Raw genomic sequence first — 15,695 nt, 5'->3', positions numbered from 1 at the left:
CTCCCTCAGTCTAGTGAACTTTGCGTCCCCAAGGGAGCACCTGCCGAGGCATCCACCGAAGCCGGGGGAGAAATGGTTGGCGGCGCCACGACGTTGGGGAGAATTTAAGGTTTATCCGCCAAACGTTGTAGGCTGGCAGGGATAGGGAAGGCTGGGGCTGGATCAGCACACCCCCTTGCGGGGCGCGGCTGGGCCGCCAGATGCCCTAATAATCCTGCCCACCCGCCGGCGTTGTGAAGTTGGTAACGAATCACGGCGTGCGCGGAACTATCGCCCGCGTAGGGGCGACCATTTAGCTGCGGCCTTTTCGGCCGCCTTTTGACCACCAACCCGCTCGTGCCCAGGACGCTGGAGGATGATTCCTTGGAGACCATCAAGGCCTATGTTGCGCTGACTAAACCGAGGATCATCGAACTCCTCCTCGTCGCAGCAATTCCGGCGATGCTCCAGGCGCAGCGCGGTTTCGAGGCCGTCAGCGACAACATCTGGCTCATCCTCTCCACGCTCTTCGGCGGCTGGATGGGCGCGGCGGCGGCCCACACGTTCAACAACGTGGTGGACTACGACCTCGACCAGAAGATGCAGCGCACCCGCGCCCGCCCGCTGGTCCGCGCCAAGATCAGCAAGCGCAACGCCGCCATCTTCGCTTGGATCATGCTGGCGCTGTCCATCTTCTGGCTCGGCGTCATCGCCAACTCCTGGCTCGCCGCCTTCTTCGTCATCCTGACGAACCTGTTTTACGTCTTCGTCTACACGAAGTTTTTGAAGATGCGCAACGCCCAGAACATCGTCTGGGGCGGGCTGGCCGGCTGCATGCCGGCGATGGTCGGCTGGGCCGTCATCAAGGACAACGCCTCGGCCGACGAGCCGGGCCAGTGGTGGCAAGCCATCGTCTTGTTCCTCATCATCTTCTTCTGGACCCCGCCGCACACCTGGGCGCTGGCAATGAAGTATAAGGAGGACTACCGCCGCGCCGGCGTGCCGATGCTGCCCGTGGTGGCCTCCGACCAGGAGGTCACCCGCCAGATTGTCTGGTACACCATCGGCACCGTCATCGTGTCCTGGCTGATCGTCCCGGCCACCTCCTGGATCTACCTGGTGGTCGCGGTGATCTCCGGCGCCGCCTTCCTGTGGATGGCCATCCGCCTGCACCAGGGCGTCAAGAGCGGGCAGACGGTCAAGCCCATGCGCTTGTTCATCTACTCGAACAACTACCTGTCCGTGCTCTTTATCGGCCTGTCCATCGACGCCGTGCTGGGCTGGCAGACTGTCGGCGAGGCCCTCGGCTTCTAGACCGCGCGGAAGCTTGGAAGCAGCAGCACGAAACCCAGCCCATCTACCATCCGGTGGATTCTTCCACCAGGGGTAGGACGGGCTGGGTTTTAAGCGTCTACGGCGTTAGGCGCGGGGGTTTAAGACGATGGAGCCGGTGGTCTTGCGGGCCTGCAGGTCGCGGTGGGCTTGCTCGGCCTGCTCGAGCGGGTACTCTTTGCTCACGCGCAGGGTCAGGTGGCCGCTGCGGATCATCTCGACGACGGCCTGGGATCGCTTCTGGAACTCGGCATCGGAAGCCGTGTAGGCGGCTAGCGAGGGACGGGTCAGGAAGATGGCGCCGTGGGTGTTGAGCACCTGCGGGTCGATGGGCTCTACCGGGCCGGAGGCCGCGCCGAAGAGGCAGACGGTGCCCCGCGGGCGGACGACCTCGAGGGACTCCTGGAAAGTGGCCTGGCCGACGCCGTCGTAGACCACGTCGACGCCCTGGCCGCCGTTGAAACGGCGGACCTGCTCGGCCAGCACGTCGGAGTAACGGAAGACCTGGTCCGCGCCGGCCTCGTAGGCCAGCTGTTCCTTCTCATCGGAGGAGACCACCGAATAGACCGTGGCGCCTAAGTACTTGGCCATCTGGGTGGCCAGCAGACCCACGCCGCCGGCGCCGGCGGTGATCAGGCAGGTGGAGCCTTCCTCTAGCTGGTAGACGCCGTGGGTGAGGTAGTGCGCCGTCATGCCCTGCAGCATCATGGACGCGGCGATATTCAGCGGGAAATCGTCCGGCACCTGGGCCATGCGGTTGCGGTCCACGCAGACCTGCTCGGCGTAGGAGCCGAAGGCGTGGTGCCAGGCCACCAGCGTGCCTTCGGCGATCTCGCCGCGGGGATCGTGGCTGACGCGGCCGACGCCTTCCAGGCCGAGGATGAACGGGACGTTGGCGTTGTAGATGCCCTCGCGGTAGTAGGTGTCGATATAGTTAACCCCCGCCCGCTCGACATCCACGAGAACCTCGTTGTCGGTGGGGGCGGGGGCATCCACGGACACGTACTCCAGTACTTCCGGGCCGCCAGTGCGCTTTACTTGAATAGCATGCATACACCCACGTTAACTGTTTTTAGCGCGCGGCGAGGGCAGCTTGGCGATCGGCGTAGCGCTTATCACCCTCGACCGAGCCCGTTTCCAGGTCCTCGGTGCCGCCGGTACGGACGAAGCCGTAGGCGTAGAGTGCCGCGGTCAGCGCGGTGACGAGGGAGGACATCCCGATGTGGACCGGGATGGTCCAGCGGGGAATACCCAGGCGTAACTGGATGACGCCGATGGCCCACTGAATCAAAATAGCCACCACGAGGTACCAGCCGATGTTGCGCGGCCGGCGGGAAACGCGGTTGCGGTAGAGCAGGATGATGACGACCAAGGTCAGGGCCAGGTAGACGTACATGCACATCGCGTGGACGACAGCCATGGACTCGGTGTCCAGATGAAGGCGGCCCAGCATGCCCTCCTCGGCGTCGCCGGCGTGGCGGCCCGAACCGGTGACGAAGGTTCCGGTGATGAGCACGACGGCCAGGGCGGCCGCGGCGACGGCGGCCAGGGTGCGGATGGTGCGCGGGAAGGCCTGGGTCGGGGTGCCATCGTCCTGTTGGCGCAGGCGGGTGTACAGCAGCGCGGCGATCCAGACCAGGACCATCGACGGCAGGAAGTGGATGGCCACGGCCCACCACTTCAGCTTCAGGAAGACCGACAGCGCGCCGATCAGCGCCTGGACGAAGATGCCGGCGACCGAAATCCAGGCGTAGACCTTGAGCTCCTTGCGGCGGCGCGCGCGGTGCATGGCGAAGGCGGCGGCCAGGGCGGCCGCCAGTACGACGAAGGTCAGCAGGCGGTTGCCGAACTCGATAAACTGGTGGATTAGCGGCGCGGTGCCCTCCAGCGGGACGAGCGAACCGGGGTGGCAATTAGGCCACGTCACGCAGCCCAGGCCGGAGCCGGTCACGCGGACGATGGAACCGGACACCGTAATGCCGCCCTGGCACAGCAGCAGGATAAACGCGATGATGCGCTGCTGGCGCAGGCTGGGCACGCCGTTGCGGACGAAGTCGCCTAGGCGGGAAAAGAACCCGGGGCGGGTATCACCCGAGGTGGGGGAAGCAGGGGTTGTCACGTTGTCACTCACGGTCATTAGGGTACTCCGTACTCACGTCGAACTAAAAAGAAAAGTAGGTCTCAAGCTGGGTTTTTAGAAATAACTCACACTTAGCCTTCGAACCGGAACCATTTGGCCGCCGCCAACGACGCGGCACCCGCCCAGGCGGCCAGGACAAGCATCTGTACCCAGGGTAGGTCACCGGCGAACGCGTCGGCCAGTCCACCGGCCAGGGCCACCGTGGGCAGCACGTTGAGCAGGCCGTTGGAACCCAGGCCCTGGCTGTACATCGTCCAGCCGACCACGCCGAGCAGCAGGAACCAGATGAGGTTGGCCAGCGCAAGGACGATCTCGGAGGACAGCGTGCCGCCCAGGATGAGGCCTAGGGCGGTGAAGGTGGCCACGCCGAACAGCAGGATGACTAGCGCCAGCAGCACGCCCAGCCAGCTGGTCCGAAAGCCCAGGAGCACGGCGATGACGCCGAGGACGAATACCTGGACGGTGACCATCGACAGTACCGCCATGATTTTCCCGGTCACGATTGTCCAGGCGGGCACGCCAGAGGCGCCGGTGCGCTTCAGGGCGCCGTAGCGCCGGTCGAAGGCCAGGGAGATGGCCTGCCCGGTGAATCCTGCGCTGGTGGCGGCCACGGCGAGCACCATCGGGAAGATCTGATCGAGGCTCATCCCGTCCGCCAAAAGCGACATCCGGGCCGCACCGAAGAGCAAAAGCGCCGGGATGATGATGCTCAGTAGTAACTGCTCGCCGTGGCGGAGCATCAGCTTGGACTCGATGGCCCCCTGAGCCCAGGCCAGCTGGGCCACCGAGGCCCGCTGCGGGGCCGGCCGGAAGGTACCCGGCGGGAAATCAGCGGCGCGCCCTGCGGCCCGGGTGGAATCAGCAGGTGTGGTTGGTGTATACATGGCTTTCCCCTTAGCTGCGTAGTTCTCGGCCGGTGAGATCGAGGAAGACGTCCTCGAGGTTCCGGTGGGCGGTGTCGATGCGGTGCGCCAGGACCCCCTGGCTGGCCAGGGCCTGGGTCAACCGGACCAGAAGTTCCGGGGTGCCCGCGGCGTGCACGCGGTAGTGCAGGGGGCGGACCAGGTCGAGGCCGATGCCGGAGTCACGGGCGAAGCTCTCGACGTCGATGGCCTCATTGGTCGAGACCGTCACCTGCGGGTTCGCGGTACGCGTCATCAGCTCGCTGGGGGTGCCCTCAGCGATCAGCTCGCCTTGGTCGATGATGGTGATGTAGTCCGCCAGGGCCTCGGCCTCGTCCATGAGGTGGGTGGTCAGCACGATGGTGGTGCCGTCGCGCTTGAGGGCATCGATAAGCCGCCAGACGGCCAGCCGGGATTGGGCATCCATGCCTGCGGTCGGCTCGTCGAGGAAGACCAGCTCGGGCCGGGAGATGATTGCCAGCGCCAGGGACAGGCGCTGCTTCTGGCCGCCGGAGAGCCGGCGGTAAGTATTGCGGGCCACGCCCTCGAGGCCGAGCAGCTCCATCAGCCAGTCCGGGTCGTGCGGGTTCTGGTTGTAGCTGGCGGCCAGGTGCAGCATCTCGCGCACGCGGATGCCGGAATAGGACCCGCCGCCCTGGAGCATGATGCCGATCCGGGCGCGCACTTGGTCCGCCTGCGTGGTGGGATCCAGTCCCAGCACGCGGATGGAGCCGGAGGTGGGGGAGATAAACCCCTCGCACATTTCAATGGTGGTGGTCTTGCCGGCACCGTTCGGCCCGAGCAGACAGAGCATCTGCCCGCGCGGAACGCGCAGGTCGAGCCCGTTGACAGCGGGTTTGCCGCCGTAGGTCTTGTGTACCCCGCGGAGCTCTAACGCTAAAGATCCATCGAAAGTTTTAGTCACACCGCACTACCTTAGGAGATCGACCCGCGATCGGCGTAATAGCACCCACCAGATTCCGCCGACTATGACGAACATTACCGCCGCGGCAAGGTAGATGAGCAGGATGGTCATCGGCGGCAGCCCTAGGCCGCGGGGCAGGACGAAGAAGCTGACGATGGCCGAGTAGCCGACCACCGTGGCGCGGAAGACCAGGCGGTTGGCCCAAGCGGCCAGCGGAAAGACCGCCCACAGGATGTACCAGGGGTGGACCACCGGGAAGAAGACGACCAGCACCAGGGTGGAGACCCCGAGCCCGCCGACCGAGTGGATGGAGCCGCGGAAGGTGGCAAAGAGCATGCGCATCATGAACACGCCGGCCACCAAGACGCCCAGGGTGCGGGTGACTGAGAGGATGGCGTCGGTGTGGTCGCCCAGCCCCAATTGCATTCCCAGGAAGCCGGTGCCTACGCCCACCGAGGTGGTCGCCGACATCCAGGACCGGATGGTGGCCGCGCCGCCCTGGCCGGTGATCCAGCCCAGGCCGATGCCCGTGAGCAGGGTGACCGCGGCGATGGTCGCAATGAGGAGGACCAGGTGGAGGGTGGCAGAGCAGGCGATGGCCCGCAGGGGGCTGGCGCCGCGTTGGCGGCCCAACGTGCGGGCCAGGGTCATGCCGACGAAGCCCAGGGCGATAAAGCCGGTGACCTTGACCATGCCGGCGCAGGAGATGAGCGCGACGGACAGGGTCAGGTAGCCGGCGATAGCGCGCCCGGCGGGGCTGTTCAGCCCCGCGTTAGCCGGCAAGTCCGCCACCCGGTCGGCGGCGCGGAGGCCGCACTCGACGCCAACCAGGATGAGCCCCAGCATGATGGACTCGTTGTGAATGCCGCCGATGAGGTGGAGGACCGTCAACGGGTTGAGTATACCCAGCCACAGGGCCGTGGCGACCTTCACCCGGCAGCGCAGCGCCAGCCGGGTCAGCGCCCAGCCGGCGGCGCCGACGCCCAGGATGGACAGTAAGCGATGGGCAATAACGCCCAGGAGGATGGAGTCTTGGGTCAGCCAGCTGACCGCGCCCGCCAGCCCCAGGGCGACCGGGCCGTACGGGGAGGGCGAATTCGCCCAGATGAACGGCACGGACCGGGCCAGCTCGTTTTCCGGTCCCAGCAGCTGCACCGGGCCCGCCGAATAGGGGTCCAACCCGGCTACGACGATGGAGCCGTTGGCCAGGTAGGAATAGATGTCCTGGGTGAACAGGGGAGCGGTCAGGATAAGCGGGATGACCCAGCCGGCGAAGGTGCGCCAAATAAGGTGCGGGGCGATGGCCGGGTGAGTCCGCTGCGTCCGGCGCAGGGGCGCGCCCACGTAGGGCGCCATTAGCACCCAGGCCACCACCAGCAGGGCCACGCCCAGAAAGACCAGGGCGGAGGCGGTCTGCAGCATGCGGGACATCAGTGAACCGAAGGGGACATTGTCGTAAGGGTTGCCGACCACCGGCACCGCGCCCGCGCCCAGGCCGCCGAAGGCGATGAGTAAGGCGCCTACGGTGCCCATCCAGCGCAGGACGAAAAAGCCGCGCAGGTGGCTGACGGGATATTGCCCCCGGCTACCCCCCACGGGGTCGACCGGCAACAGGTCGAAGCGAGCGCCCTTCTCGCCGCCTTCTGCGCGTTGCGCGCGGGAGGTCGGCTCGTCGCTGGTGTGCAGCAACGCCGACCGGGAACCGGCCGTGCCCAGGCGGGGAAGTGCGGATCTCAGCGAGGCGAGACCGTCGGCGAACATCTTTTTCATCGGCGTCTACTTTACGCATTCAGGCTGCGGGGGCCGGGGGGCGGCGCGCCGATAACCAGCGTTGGTGGCATTCGGGAATGAATTAGGGAACACTAGTGTTGTCTAAAGTGTTAGCCCGGGTACCGATGGGGCTGACTCGGATACGACTTGTTAAGTGTGCACGGCGAGTGCGCAAGGAGGTGGAAGACATGACTGAGAAGGCGCGAGCTGCCGCGGCGGCCAGCCGGGCAAAGGAGTCTCGCTCCATGGAGGGGGATACCCGTCGCCAAGTCATGCTTTTGCTGCTCAAGGACGGTCCGGTCACCGCTTCGTACCTGGGAAAGCGCCTGGGGCTGTCCGCCGCGGGCGTGCGACGCCATCTAGACATCCTGGTGGAAGAGGATTTGACGGAGGTGGTCCACCGCCGGCCGCATCCCAAGTACGGGGAACCGGCCGGGCGCGGGCGCCCCGCCAAACATTTCCGCCTCACCGACAAGGGACGGGCCCAGTTCGGGCACGCCTACGACGAACTCGCCTCCGAGGCGCTGACAGCCCTTCGGGAAGTCGGCGGCTCTGCGGCCGTCAAGCAATTTGCGAAAGCCCGTATGGAGCGGTTGCTGGCGGACGTGGAACCCTTGGTCCAGGAGGACGAATCCGTGGAAGAGATCGCGGCGGAGCTCGCCGCGGCCTTGGACGACCACGGTTACGCCGCCACCGTGACCAGCGCGGGACACGGAGTGCAGATTTGTCAGCACCATTGCCCCGTGGCTCACGTGGCAGCGGAGCACCCCGAGTTGTGTGAAGCGGAGCAGGAGGTCTTTTCCGCCCTGTTAGGCAAGCACGTGCAGCCTTTGGCCTCCATCGCGGACGGCCACGGGATCTGCACGACTAACATCCCCTTGACACCAATTATTAATCAACGCAACTAATCTTCACACGCAGTGAGAAAGGAGCGGGTCATGACTCAGGCACAATCTGCGCCGGGTACCGAGGCCAAGATGACCGATGATGAGATCATCGAGTCCATCGGTGCGTACGAATATGGCTGGCACGACTCGGACGTGGCCGGCGCATCGGCACGTCGTGGGCTGAGCGAGGAGGTCGTTCGTGACATCTCGCGTCAGAAGAACGAGCCCGAGTGGATGCTCAACCAGCGGCTTAAGGCCCTCAACATTTTCGAGAAGAAGCCGATTCCGACCTGGGGCGCGGATTTGTCCGGTATCGACTTCGACAACATCAAGTACTACGTCAAGTCGACCGAGGAGCAGGCCCAGACCTGGGATGATCTGCCCGCCGACATTAAGGAGACCTACGACAAGCTGGGTATTCCGGACGCCGAAAAGCAGCGCCTGGTGGCTGGCGTCGCCGCCCAGTACGAGTCGGAGGTCGTCTACCACCAGATCCGCGAGGACCTAGAGCGCCAGGGCGTTATCTTCGTTGATACCGACACCGCGCTGCGCGAGCACGAGGAGCTGTTCAAGGAGTACTTCGGCACGGTCATCCCGGCCGGCGACAACAAGTTCTCCTCGCTGAACTCCGCCGTCTGGTCCGGTGGCTCCTTTATCTACGTTCCGCCGGGAGTCCACGTGGACATCCCGCTGCAGGCTTATTTCCGCATCAACACGGAAAACATGGGGCAGTTCGAGCGCACCCTCATCATCGTCGATGAGGACGCCTACGTGCATTACGTCGAGGGCTGCACCGCGCCGATCTACAAGTCGGACTCTCTGCACTCCGCCGTCGTGGAGATCATCGTCAAGAAGGGCGGCCGTTGCCGCTACACGACCATCCAGAACTGGTCGAACAACGTCTACAACCTGGTGACCAAGCGCACCAAGTGCGAAGAGGGCGCGACCATGGAGTGGGTCGACGGCAACATCGGCTCCAAGGTGACCATGAAGTACCCGGCCGTCTGGCTGACCGGCGAGCACGCCCGTGGCGAGGTGCTCTCCGTGGCCTTCGCCGGCGAGGACCAGTTCCAGGACACCGGCGCGAAGATGACGCACATGGCGCCGCACACCTCCTCGAACATCGTGTCCAAGTCCGTCGCCCGCGCCGGCGGGCGCGCGGCCTACCGCGGCCTGGTGCAGGTCAACCAGAACGCGCACCACTCCACCTCCAACGTGGAGTGCGACGCCCTGCTGGTCGACAGCATCTCGCGTTCGGACACATACCCCTACAACGATATCCGCAACGACCACGTGACCCTGGGCCACGAGGCGACCGTCTCGCAGGTGTCGGAGGAGCAGTTGTTCTACCTGATGTCGCGTGGCATCGCGGAAGAAGAAGCAATGGCAATGATCGTGCGCGGTTTCGTTGAGCCTATCGCCAAGGAGCTCCCGATGGAGTACGCCCTAGAGCTCAACCGCCTCATCGAGCTACAGATGGAAGGATCGGTGGGCTAGTCCCGATGGTGAACTCAAACGAATTTTCTGCTCGTAAGAACCCGAACCAGGTCACCAAGGGTGATCTCTTCGGTTCCTTCGACGTGGCGGACTTCGACATCCCGAAGGGGCGCGACGAGGTGTGGCGCTTTATCTCCCTGCGCAACCTTCGCGGCCTGCACAACGGCGAGTTTGCTGAGGCCGTAGCCCAGGACGTGAAGGTCACCGGTCCGGATGAAGTCCGCACCGAGACGGTCGCTCCCACCGACGAGCGGCTGGGTCGGGCCGGCAAGCCCACCGACCGCGTGGCAGCCCAGGCGTGGACCTCCATGCCGGAGGCCCAGATCGTCACCATCGAACCGGAAGCACAGCTTAGCGAGCCGACCATCGTGACGATCACCGGCCGCGGCGACGACGTCACCAGCTTCGGCGCCACCTGCATCGAGGTCGGCCACCACGCCGAGGCCACCGTCGTGCTCAAGTACGAGGGTTCTGGCACCCACGCTGACAACGTCGAGTTCGTCATCGGCGACGGTGCCCACGTCACCGTCATTGTCGACGCCGACTGGGACAACGACGCAGTCCACCTGTCGCACCAGGCGATCAAGATGGGCCGCGACGCCACCCTGCGCCACAACTCCGCCATCTTCGGCGGCGAGATCGTGCGCATCGTCCCGCGCGTGACCTTCAGCGCCCCGGGCGCCGACGTCGAGCTGCTCGGCGTCTACTTCGCGGACTCTGGCCAGTACTTCGAAAACCGCATGCTGGTCGACCACTCCGTGCCGAACTGCCGCTCCCGCGTACTCTACAAGGGCGCGCTGCAGGGCGATAAGAAGGCCGAGTCCCGCACCTGCTGGGTGGGCGACGTTCTCATCCGCGCCGACGCGCAGGGTACCGACACCTATGAGACGAACAACAACCTCATCCTGACCGACGGTGCGCGGGCCGACGCGATCCCCAACCTGGAGATCGAGACCGGGGAAATCACCGGCGCCGGCCACGCTGCCACCGTCGGCCGCTTCGATGACTTGGAGCTGTTCTACCTCATGTCCCGCGGTATCCCGGAGGCCGAGGCCCGCCGGCTTATCATCCGCGGCTTCTTCAACGAGGTCATCAACCGCATTCCGGTCGAGTCCCTGCGCGAAGAGCTGGAAAACCGTGTTTCTGACGAGCTAGCGAAGATCAACGCCTAGCGCCCCTGCTGAAACCCACGCAACAGAAAGATTAAATCGCTATGTCAACTCTGGAAATCAAGAACCTCCACGCCCAGGTGCTCCCGAACGAAGAGGGCGAAGAGCCCAAGGAGATCCTCAAGGGCGTGAACCTGACCATCAACTCCGGTGAGACCCACGCCATCATGGGCCCGAACGGCTCCGGCAAGTCCACCCTGTCTTACGTCATCGCCGGCCACCCGAAGTACGAGGTCACCGAGGGTGAAGTTTTCCTCGACGGCGAGAACGTGCTGGACATGGAAGTCGACGAGCGCGCCCGCGCCGGCCTCTTTCTGGCCATGCAGTACCCGACCGAGGTCCCGGGCGTGAAGATGAGTCAGTTCCTGCGCTCCGCCGTCACCGCTACCCGCGGCGAGGCCCCGAAGCTGCGCGAGTGGAACAAGGAACTGACCGCGGCCCGAGAGCAGCTGCAGATCGACAAGTCCTTCGCCCACCGCTCTGTGAACGAGGGCTTCTCCGGCGGCGAGAAGAAGCGCCACGAGGTTATGCAGCTGGATATCCTGAAGCCGAAGATGGCCATCATGGATGAGACCGACTCCGGCCTCGATGTGGACGCGCTGCGGATTGTCTCCGACGGCATCAACCAGTACCAGGAAGAGACCAACGGCGGCATCCTGCTGATTACGCACTACAAGCGCATCCTCAACTACGTGAAGCCGGATTACGTCCACGTATTCGCCCACGGCCAGGTCGTTAAGACCGGCGGCGCCGAACTGGCAGACCAGCTCGAGGCCGAGGGCTACGACAAGTTCGTCAAGTAAAGCCGGAGACTATGTCAGCACTAGATACTCAAGCTATTCGGGCGCAGTTCCCCGTCTTTAGCCGCACCGTGCGCGGGGATAAGCCGCTGGTCTACCTCGACTCCGGGGCGACCTCGCAGCGGCCCCTGCCGGTGTGGAAGGCGGAGGAGGACTTTGTCCTGCACACCTTCGCACCTGTCCACCGCGGCGCCTACCAGCTGGCCGAGGAAGCTGACGACGCCTACGAATCGGCCCGCCAGGCGATCGCCGCCTTCGTGGGCGCCGACCGAGACGAGATCGCGTTCACCAAGAACGCGACGGAGGCCCTGAACGAGGTGGCCTACGTACTGGGGGACGACCGCGCCGGCGACTTGACCGTCACGGCCGATGACACCATCGTCATCACCGAGCTGGAGCACCACGCCAACTTGGTTCCGTGGCAGGAACTGGCGCGGCGCACCGGCGCCACCCTGAAGTGGTACTCGGTCACCGAGGACGGCCGGATCGACCTGGACTCCCTGGAGCTGGACGAGTCCGTCAAGGTTGTCGCGTTCACCCACCAGTCCAACGTGACGGGTGCCGTCGCCGACGTCGCGGAGATCGTTTCCCGCGCGAAGGCCGTGGGGGCGCTCACTGTCTTGGACGCCTGCCAGTCCGTCCCGCACATGCCGGTCGACCTCCACGCGCTCGATGTGGATTTCGCCGCCTTCTCTGGGCACAAGATGTGCGGGCCCTCCGGCATCGGCGCGCTCTACGGCAAGGCCGAGCACCTGAAGGCCCTCCCGCCGTTTTTGACGGGCGGCTCGATGATCGAGGTCGTCAAGATGGAAGGCACCACCTTCGCGGAGCCGCCGCAGCGCTTCGAGGCCGGTACCCAGATGACCAGCCAGGTCGTCGGCTTGGGCGCGGCGGTCAAGTACCTGTCCGAGATCGGCATGGACAACATCCAGGCCCACGAGCGGGAACTGACCGAGTACGCGCTGGAACAGCTGAACCAGATCGACGGCCTGACCATCGTGGGTCCGAAGACGGCGGATCGCCGCGGCGGGGCCATTTCCTTCCTCGTCGACGGCGTGCACCCGCACGATATGGGCCAGGTGCTCGATGACCAGGGCGTCGCCATCCGCGTGGGCCACCACTGCGCGTGGCCGGTGCACCGCGCGGTGGGCGTGCAGTCCACGGCCCGCGCGAGCTTCTACCTGTACAACACGCGCGAAGAAGTCGACCAGCTGGTCGCCGCCATCAAGAAGGCGCAAGAATTCTTTGGAGTGGTGTAGATGCTGGATTCGATGTACCAAGAGGTGATCCTGGATCACTACAAGAACCCGCAGTACAAGGGCCTGCGGGAGGGCCACCAGGCCGAGGTTCACCACGTGAACCCGTCTTGTGGCGACGAGCTGACCTTGCGCGTCAAGCTGTCCGAGGACGGTAAGACCGTGGAGGACATTTCCTACGACGCGGAAGGGTGCTCGATTTCGCAGGCCTCGACCTCGGTCATGGCCGAGGAGATTGTGGGCCAGCCGCTGGAGGTGGCTAGCCAGAAGCTCGCCGAGTTCGAGAAGATGGTGACCTCCCGCGGCAAGGAAGAGGGCGACGACGAAATCATCGGCGACGGCGTGGCCTTCGCCGGGGTTTCTCAATACCCAGCCCGAGTCAAATGCGCGTTGCTAGGCTGGAAGGCATTCCAAGCCGCTGCAGGCGACGCACTCAACGAATTGGAGCACTAATGACCCAGCCCACTGACCCGTACCAGAACGAGTCTTCGAGCTTCGACGGGGGCCGCGAGCGCCCCGAGCAGACTGAGGAGCAGATCGCGAAGGCCTACGACGTCGCTGAGTTCCTCCGTGACGTCATCGACCCCGAGCTCGGCATCAACGTCGTCGACCTCGGCTTGGTCTACGAGATCTGGATGGAAGAAAACGAGGGCAAAGAAAAGGCCGTCGTTAACATGACGCTGACCTCTCCGGCGTGCCCGTTGACCGACATTATCGCCGAACAGGCCGAACAGGCGGTCGTGGGCAACAAGGTAGCCGACCAGTTGGAAATCAACTGGGTCTGGATGCCGCCGTGGGGTCCGAACATGATCACCGAGGAGGGGCGCGAACAGCTCCAGGCCCTCGGGTTCGCCGTCTAAGCTAGACTCCTTTTCTCACACTCCGCCAGGTTCCTCTGCTCGTCCAGGGGGCCTGGCTTTGTGCTGCGCGGAAGTTGATAGACTAGCGGGTTGTGATTGTTACCAATGACTTGGAAGTTCGCGTCGGCGCCCGCACTTTGCTCAACGCCCCGGGGCAGCACCTGCGCGTCCAGCCGGGGGACCGTATCGGGCTAATCGGCCGCAACGGCGCCGGAAAGACCACCACAATGCGCATTTTGTCGGGGGAGACGGAGCCTTACGGCGGTTCGGTGACTACTTCTGGGCCCATCGGCTACCTGCCGCAGGACTCCCGGGAGGGCAATATTGAGCAGTCCGCCCGCAACCGCGTTCTCTCTGCCCGCGGCCTAGACGAAATCCAGCGTTCCATGGAAATGCAGCAGCACATCATGGAAAACACGGACGACGACAACAAGCGCGACAAGGCAATCGCCAAGTTTTCGCGCCTGGAAGAGCGCTACCAGGCGCTGGGCGGCTACGAGGCCGCGGCCGAGTGCGCCCAGATCTGCGATAACCTGGGTCTGCCGCAGCGCGTGCTGGATCAGCAGCTAAAGACCCTGTCGGGCGGTCAGCGCCGCCGCGTGGAGCTAGCTCAAATTCTCTTCTCCGCCACCGCGGGCGCGGGCAAGTCCAACACGACCCTGCTGCTGGACGAGCCCACCAACCACCTGGACGCGGACTCAATTACCTGGCTGCGCGGCTTCCTGGCCAAGCACGAGGGCGGCCTCATCATGATCTCCCACGACGTGGAGCTTCTTGATGCCGTCTGCAACAAGATCTGGTTTTTGGACGCGGTCCGCGCCGAGGCCGACGTCTACAACATGGGGTACAAGAAGTACCTCGACGCGCGTGCTACCGACGAGGCCCGCCGGCGCCGCGAGCGCGCCAATGCGGAGAAGAAGGCCGCCGCGCTGCACAAGCAGGCCGCGAAGCTGGGCGCGAAAGCGACGAAGGCCGCAGCCGCGAAGCAGATGCTCGCCCGCGCCGACCGCATGATGAACGAACTGGACGAGGTGCGCGTGAGCGACAAGTTCGCCAGCATCAAGTTCCCGGAGCCCGCGCCTTGCGGCAAGACCCCGATGAACGCCAAGGGGCTGACCAAGATGTACGGCTCCCTGGAGGTTTTCGTCGGCGTTGACCTGGCCATCGACAAGGGAACCCGCGTGGTGGTGCTGGGCACTAACGGCGCGGGCAAGACCACCTTGCTCAAGCTGCTGGCCGGGGTGGAGCGCACCGACGGAGAGGGCGGCATCGTCAGCGGCCACGGCCTGCGGATCGGCTACTTCGCCCAAGAGCACGACACCATCGACGGCGACAAGACCGTGTGGGAAAACACCATCGAGGCCTGTCCGGAGGCCGGCCAGCAGGACCTGCGCGGTCTGCTGGGCGCGTTCATGTTCTCCGGCGACAAGCTGGAGCAACCCGCTGGCACGCTTTCCGGCGGTGAGAAGACCCGCCTGGCCTTGGCCACGCTGGTCTCCTCACGCGCTAACGTCCTACTGCTGGACGAGCCGACCAACAACCTGGACCCGATCTCCCGCGAACAGGTCCTAGACGCCCTGCGCACCTACACCGGTGCCGTCGTCCTCGTGACCCACGACCCGGGTGCGGTCAAGGCCCTTGAACCCGAGCGGGTAATCATCATGCCCGACGGCGACGAGGACCTCTGGTCGGACGAGTACATGGAGATCGTCGAGCTGGCCTAAACGCCACACCGCTTGCACTGCCTGCCGGCCGTGTGCCCAGGCGGCGGGATAGTAGCGGGAAAGTTCGAGACAAAAAGCACCGCCGCTGGGTGCCAGGAAGGCAGCCGCGGCGGTGCTTTTAGGTATACTTTTTTACTCGGAGCATTGATGTTTAAAAATGACTTGAGCTTGATAGTGAGGACATATCAGAATAGCTTTTTCGTTTTTCTTTATGAGTGTCTGGGGTCTGGGGGTCAACGGGCGGATGAGCTACAGGAGGAGCATACTTAAATCCGTTTTCTGCTTTAACTTTTTCTTGAGGGGAAAGTCCCACGTTAGAGTGGATGGTTTCATGTACCCAGTGAGCCCTTGGAGGGAGGTTTGTATGCCACAGGGCCGGACCTGACCCCTGTTTGGTGGACACCTGATATCCAGCCCAGTCGGGCTGGAAGAAAGGTAATCTACCACCATGTCC

Annotated in this window: 15 protein-coding genes; 9 read left to right on the top strand and 6 right to left on the bottom strand. The window is 64.5% G+C overall.

What is annotated here, in order from left to right:
- Nucleotides 1–363: 363 nt before the first annotated feature.
- Nucleotides 364–1,293, top strand: coding sequence for a heme o synthase (locus tag QQS52_RS05840; protein ID WP_472773084.1), 930 nt, complete (start codon nucleotides 364–366; stop codon nucleotides 1,291–1,293).
- Between the two features lie 105 nt (nucleotides 1,294–1,398).
- On the opposite strand, the gene QQS52_RS05835 is transcribed toward QQS52_RS05840, so the two are convergent.
- The 5 genes from QQS52_RS05835 to mptB form a co-directional block, all read right to left on the bottom strand.
- Nucleotides 1,399–2,364 carry a quinone oxidoreductase family protein gene (locus tag QQS52_RS05835; RefSeq protein WP_472772995.1) on the bottom strand — a complete coding sequence of 322 codons (966 nt, stop codon included), beginning with the start codon at nucleotides 2,362–2,364 and terminating at the stop codon, nucleotides 1,399–1,401.
- 19 nt (nucleotides 2,365–2,383) lie between these two features.
- Entirely contained in the window at nucleotides 2,384–3,448 is a 1,065-nt protein-coding gene (locus QQS52_RS05830) for a COX15/CtaA family protein (protein WP_472772994.1), read from the bottom strand.
- Nucleotides 3,449–3,522: 74 nt separating this feature from the next.
- A complete protein-coding gene (locus QQS52_RS05825; protein WP_472772993.1) occupies nucleotides 3,523–4,335 on the bottom strand; it encodes an ABC-2 transporter permease in 813 nt (270 codons plus the stop codon).
- Nucleotides 4,336–4,345: 10 nt separating this feature from the next.
- Nucleotides 4,346–5,278: an ABC transporter ATP-binding protein gene (locus QQS52_RS05820; protein WP_472772992.1), complete on the bottom strand. Its 933-nt coding sequence runs from the start codon at nucleotides 5,276–5,278 to the stop codon at nucleotides 4,346–4,348.
- 6 nt (nucleotides 5,279–5,284) lie between these two features.
- Complete coding sequence (gene mptB / locus QQS52_RS05815; RefSeq protein ID WP_472772991.1) at nucleotides 5,285–7,048, bottom strand: polyprenol phosphomannose-dependent alpha 1,6 mannosyltransferase MptB; 1,764 nt, start codon at nucleotides 7,046–7,048, stop codon at nucleotides 5,285–5,287.
- 188 nt (nucleotides 7,049–7,236) lie between these two features.
- On the opposite strand from mptB, the gene QQS52_RS05810 reads away from it, so the two are divergent.
- From QQS52_RS05810 to QQS52_RS05775, 8 genes are all read left to right on the top strand, one after another.
- Nucleotides 7,237–7,956, top strand: coding sequence for a helix-turn-helix transcriptional regulator (locus QQS52_RS05810; protein WP_472772990.1), 720 nt, complete (start codon nucleotides 7,237–7,239; stop codon nucleotides 7,954–7,956).
- Between the two features lie 30 nt (nucleotides 7,957–7,986).
- Nucleotides 7,987–9,432, top strand: coding sequence for a Fe-S cluster assembly protein SufB (gene sufB, locus QQS52_RS05805; protein WP_368526515.1), 1,446 nt, complete (start codon nucleotides 7,987–7,989; stop codon nucleotides 9,430–9,432).
- 5 nt (nucleotides 9,433–9,437) lie between these two features.
- Nucleotides 9,438–10,604, top strand: a complete 1,167-nt coding sequence (gene sufD / locus QQS52_RS05800) for a Fe-S cluster assembly protein SufD (protein ID WP_472772989.1) — start codon at nucleotides 9,438–9,440, stop codon at nucleotides 10,602–10,604.
- 41 nt (nucleotides 10,605–10,645) lie between these two features.
- Entirely contained in the window at nucleotides 10,646–11,404 is a 759-nt protein-coding gene (gene sufC, locus QQS52_RS05795; RefSeq protein WP_472772988.1) for a Fe-S cluster assembly ATPase SufC, read from the top strand.
- Nucleotides 11,405–11,415: 11 nt separating this feature from the next.
- A complete protein-coding gene (locus QQS52_RS05790) occupies nucleotides 11,416–12,660 on the top strand; it encodes a cysteine desulfurase (protein ID WP_472772987.1) in 1,245 nt (414 codons plus the stop codon).
- The gene (gene sufU, locus QQS52_RS05785) at nucleotides 12,661–13,110 is read left to right on the top strand and encodes a Fe-S cluster assembly sulfur transfer protein SufU (RefSeq protein WP_472772986.1); all 450 of its coding nucleotides are present in this window, start codon (nucleotides 12,661–12,663) and stop codon (nucleotides 13,108–13,110) included.
- On the top strand, nucleotides 13,110–13,517 hold the full coding sequence (locus QQS52_RS05780) for a metal-sulfur cluster assembly factor (protein ID WP_070768020.1): 408 nt from the start codon (nucleotides 13,110–13,112) through the stop codon (nucleotides 13,515–13,517). Before sufU ends, QQS52_RS05780 begins: the two co-directional genes overlap by 1 nt.
- A gap of 92 nt (nucleotides 13,518–13,609) precedes the next feature.
- A complete protein-coding gene (locus QQS52_RS05775; RefSeq protein ID WP_472772985.1) occupies nucleotides 13,610–15,241 on the top strand; it encodes an ABC-F family ATP-binding cassette domain-containing protein in 1,632 nt (543 codons plus the stop codon).
- A 151-nt stretch (nucleotides 15,242–15,392) separates the two neighbouring features.
- On the opposite strand, the gene QQS52_RS05770 is transcribed toward QQS52_RS05775, so the two are convergent.
- A partial coding sequence (locus tag QQS52_RS05770) for a hypothetical protein (protein WP_472772984.1) occupies nucleotides 15,393–15,695 on the bottom strand: 303 nt, incomplete at its 5' end.

Source organism: Corynebacterium sp. 1103A (assembly GCF_055700955.1).
This window is presented reverse-complemented; position numbering and strand designations above follow the sequence as displayed.

Excerpts from the sequence above, each read along its gene's own strand:
- mptB (WP_472772991.1), bottom strand. The coding sequence starts at position 7,048 with ATGAAAAAGATGTTCGCCGACGGTCTCGCCTCGCTGAGATCCGCACTT.
- QQS52_RS05835 (WP_472772995.1), bottom strand. The coding sequence starts at position 2,364 with ATGCATGCTATTCAAGTAAAGCGCACTGGCGGCCCGGAAGTACTGGAG.
- QQS52_RS05810 (WP_472772990.1), top strand. The coding sequence starts at position 7,237 with ATGACTGAGAAGGCGCGAGCTGCCGCGGCGGCCAGCCGGGCAAAGGAG.
- QQS52_RS05780 (WP_070768020.1), top strand. The coding sequence starts at position 13,110 with ATGACCCAGCCCACTGACCCGTACCAGAACGAGTCTTCGAGCTTCGAC.
- QQS52_RS05830 (WP_472772994.1), bottom strand. The coding sequence starts at position 3,448 with ATGACCGTGAGTGACAACGTGACAACCCCTGCTTCCCCCACCTCGGGT.
- sufU (WP_472772986.1), top strand. The coding sequence starts at position 12,661 with ATGCTGGATTCGATGTACCAAGAGGTGATCCTGGATCACTACAAGAAC.
- QQS52_RS05825 (WP_472772993.1), bottom strand. The coding sequence starts at position 4,335 with ATGTATACACCAACCACACCTGCTGATTCCACCCGGGCCGCAGGGCGC.
- QQS52_RS05790 (WP_472772987.1), top strand. The coding sequence starts at position 11,416 with ATGTCAGCACTAGATACTCAAGCTATTCGGGCGCAGTTCCCCGTCTTT.
- sufB (WP_368526515.1), top strand. The coding sequence starts at position 7,987 with ATGACTCAGGCACAATCTGCGCCGGGTACCGAGGCCAAGATGACCGAT.
- sufC (WP_472772988.1), top strand. The coding sequence starts at position 10,646 with ATGTCAACTCTGGAAATCAAGAACCTCCACGCCCAGGTGCTCCCGAAC.
- sufD (WP_472772989.1), top strand. The coding sequence starts at position 9,438 with ATGGTGAACTCAAACGAATTTTCTGCTCGTAAGAACCCGAACCAGGTC.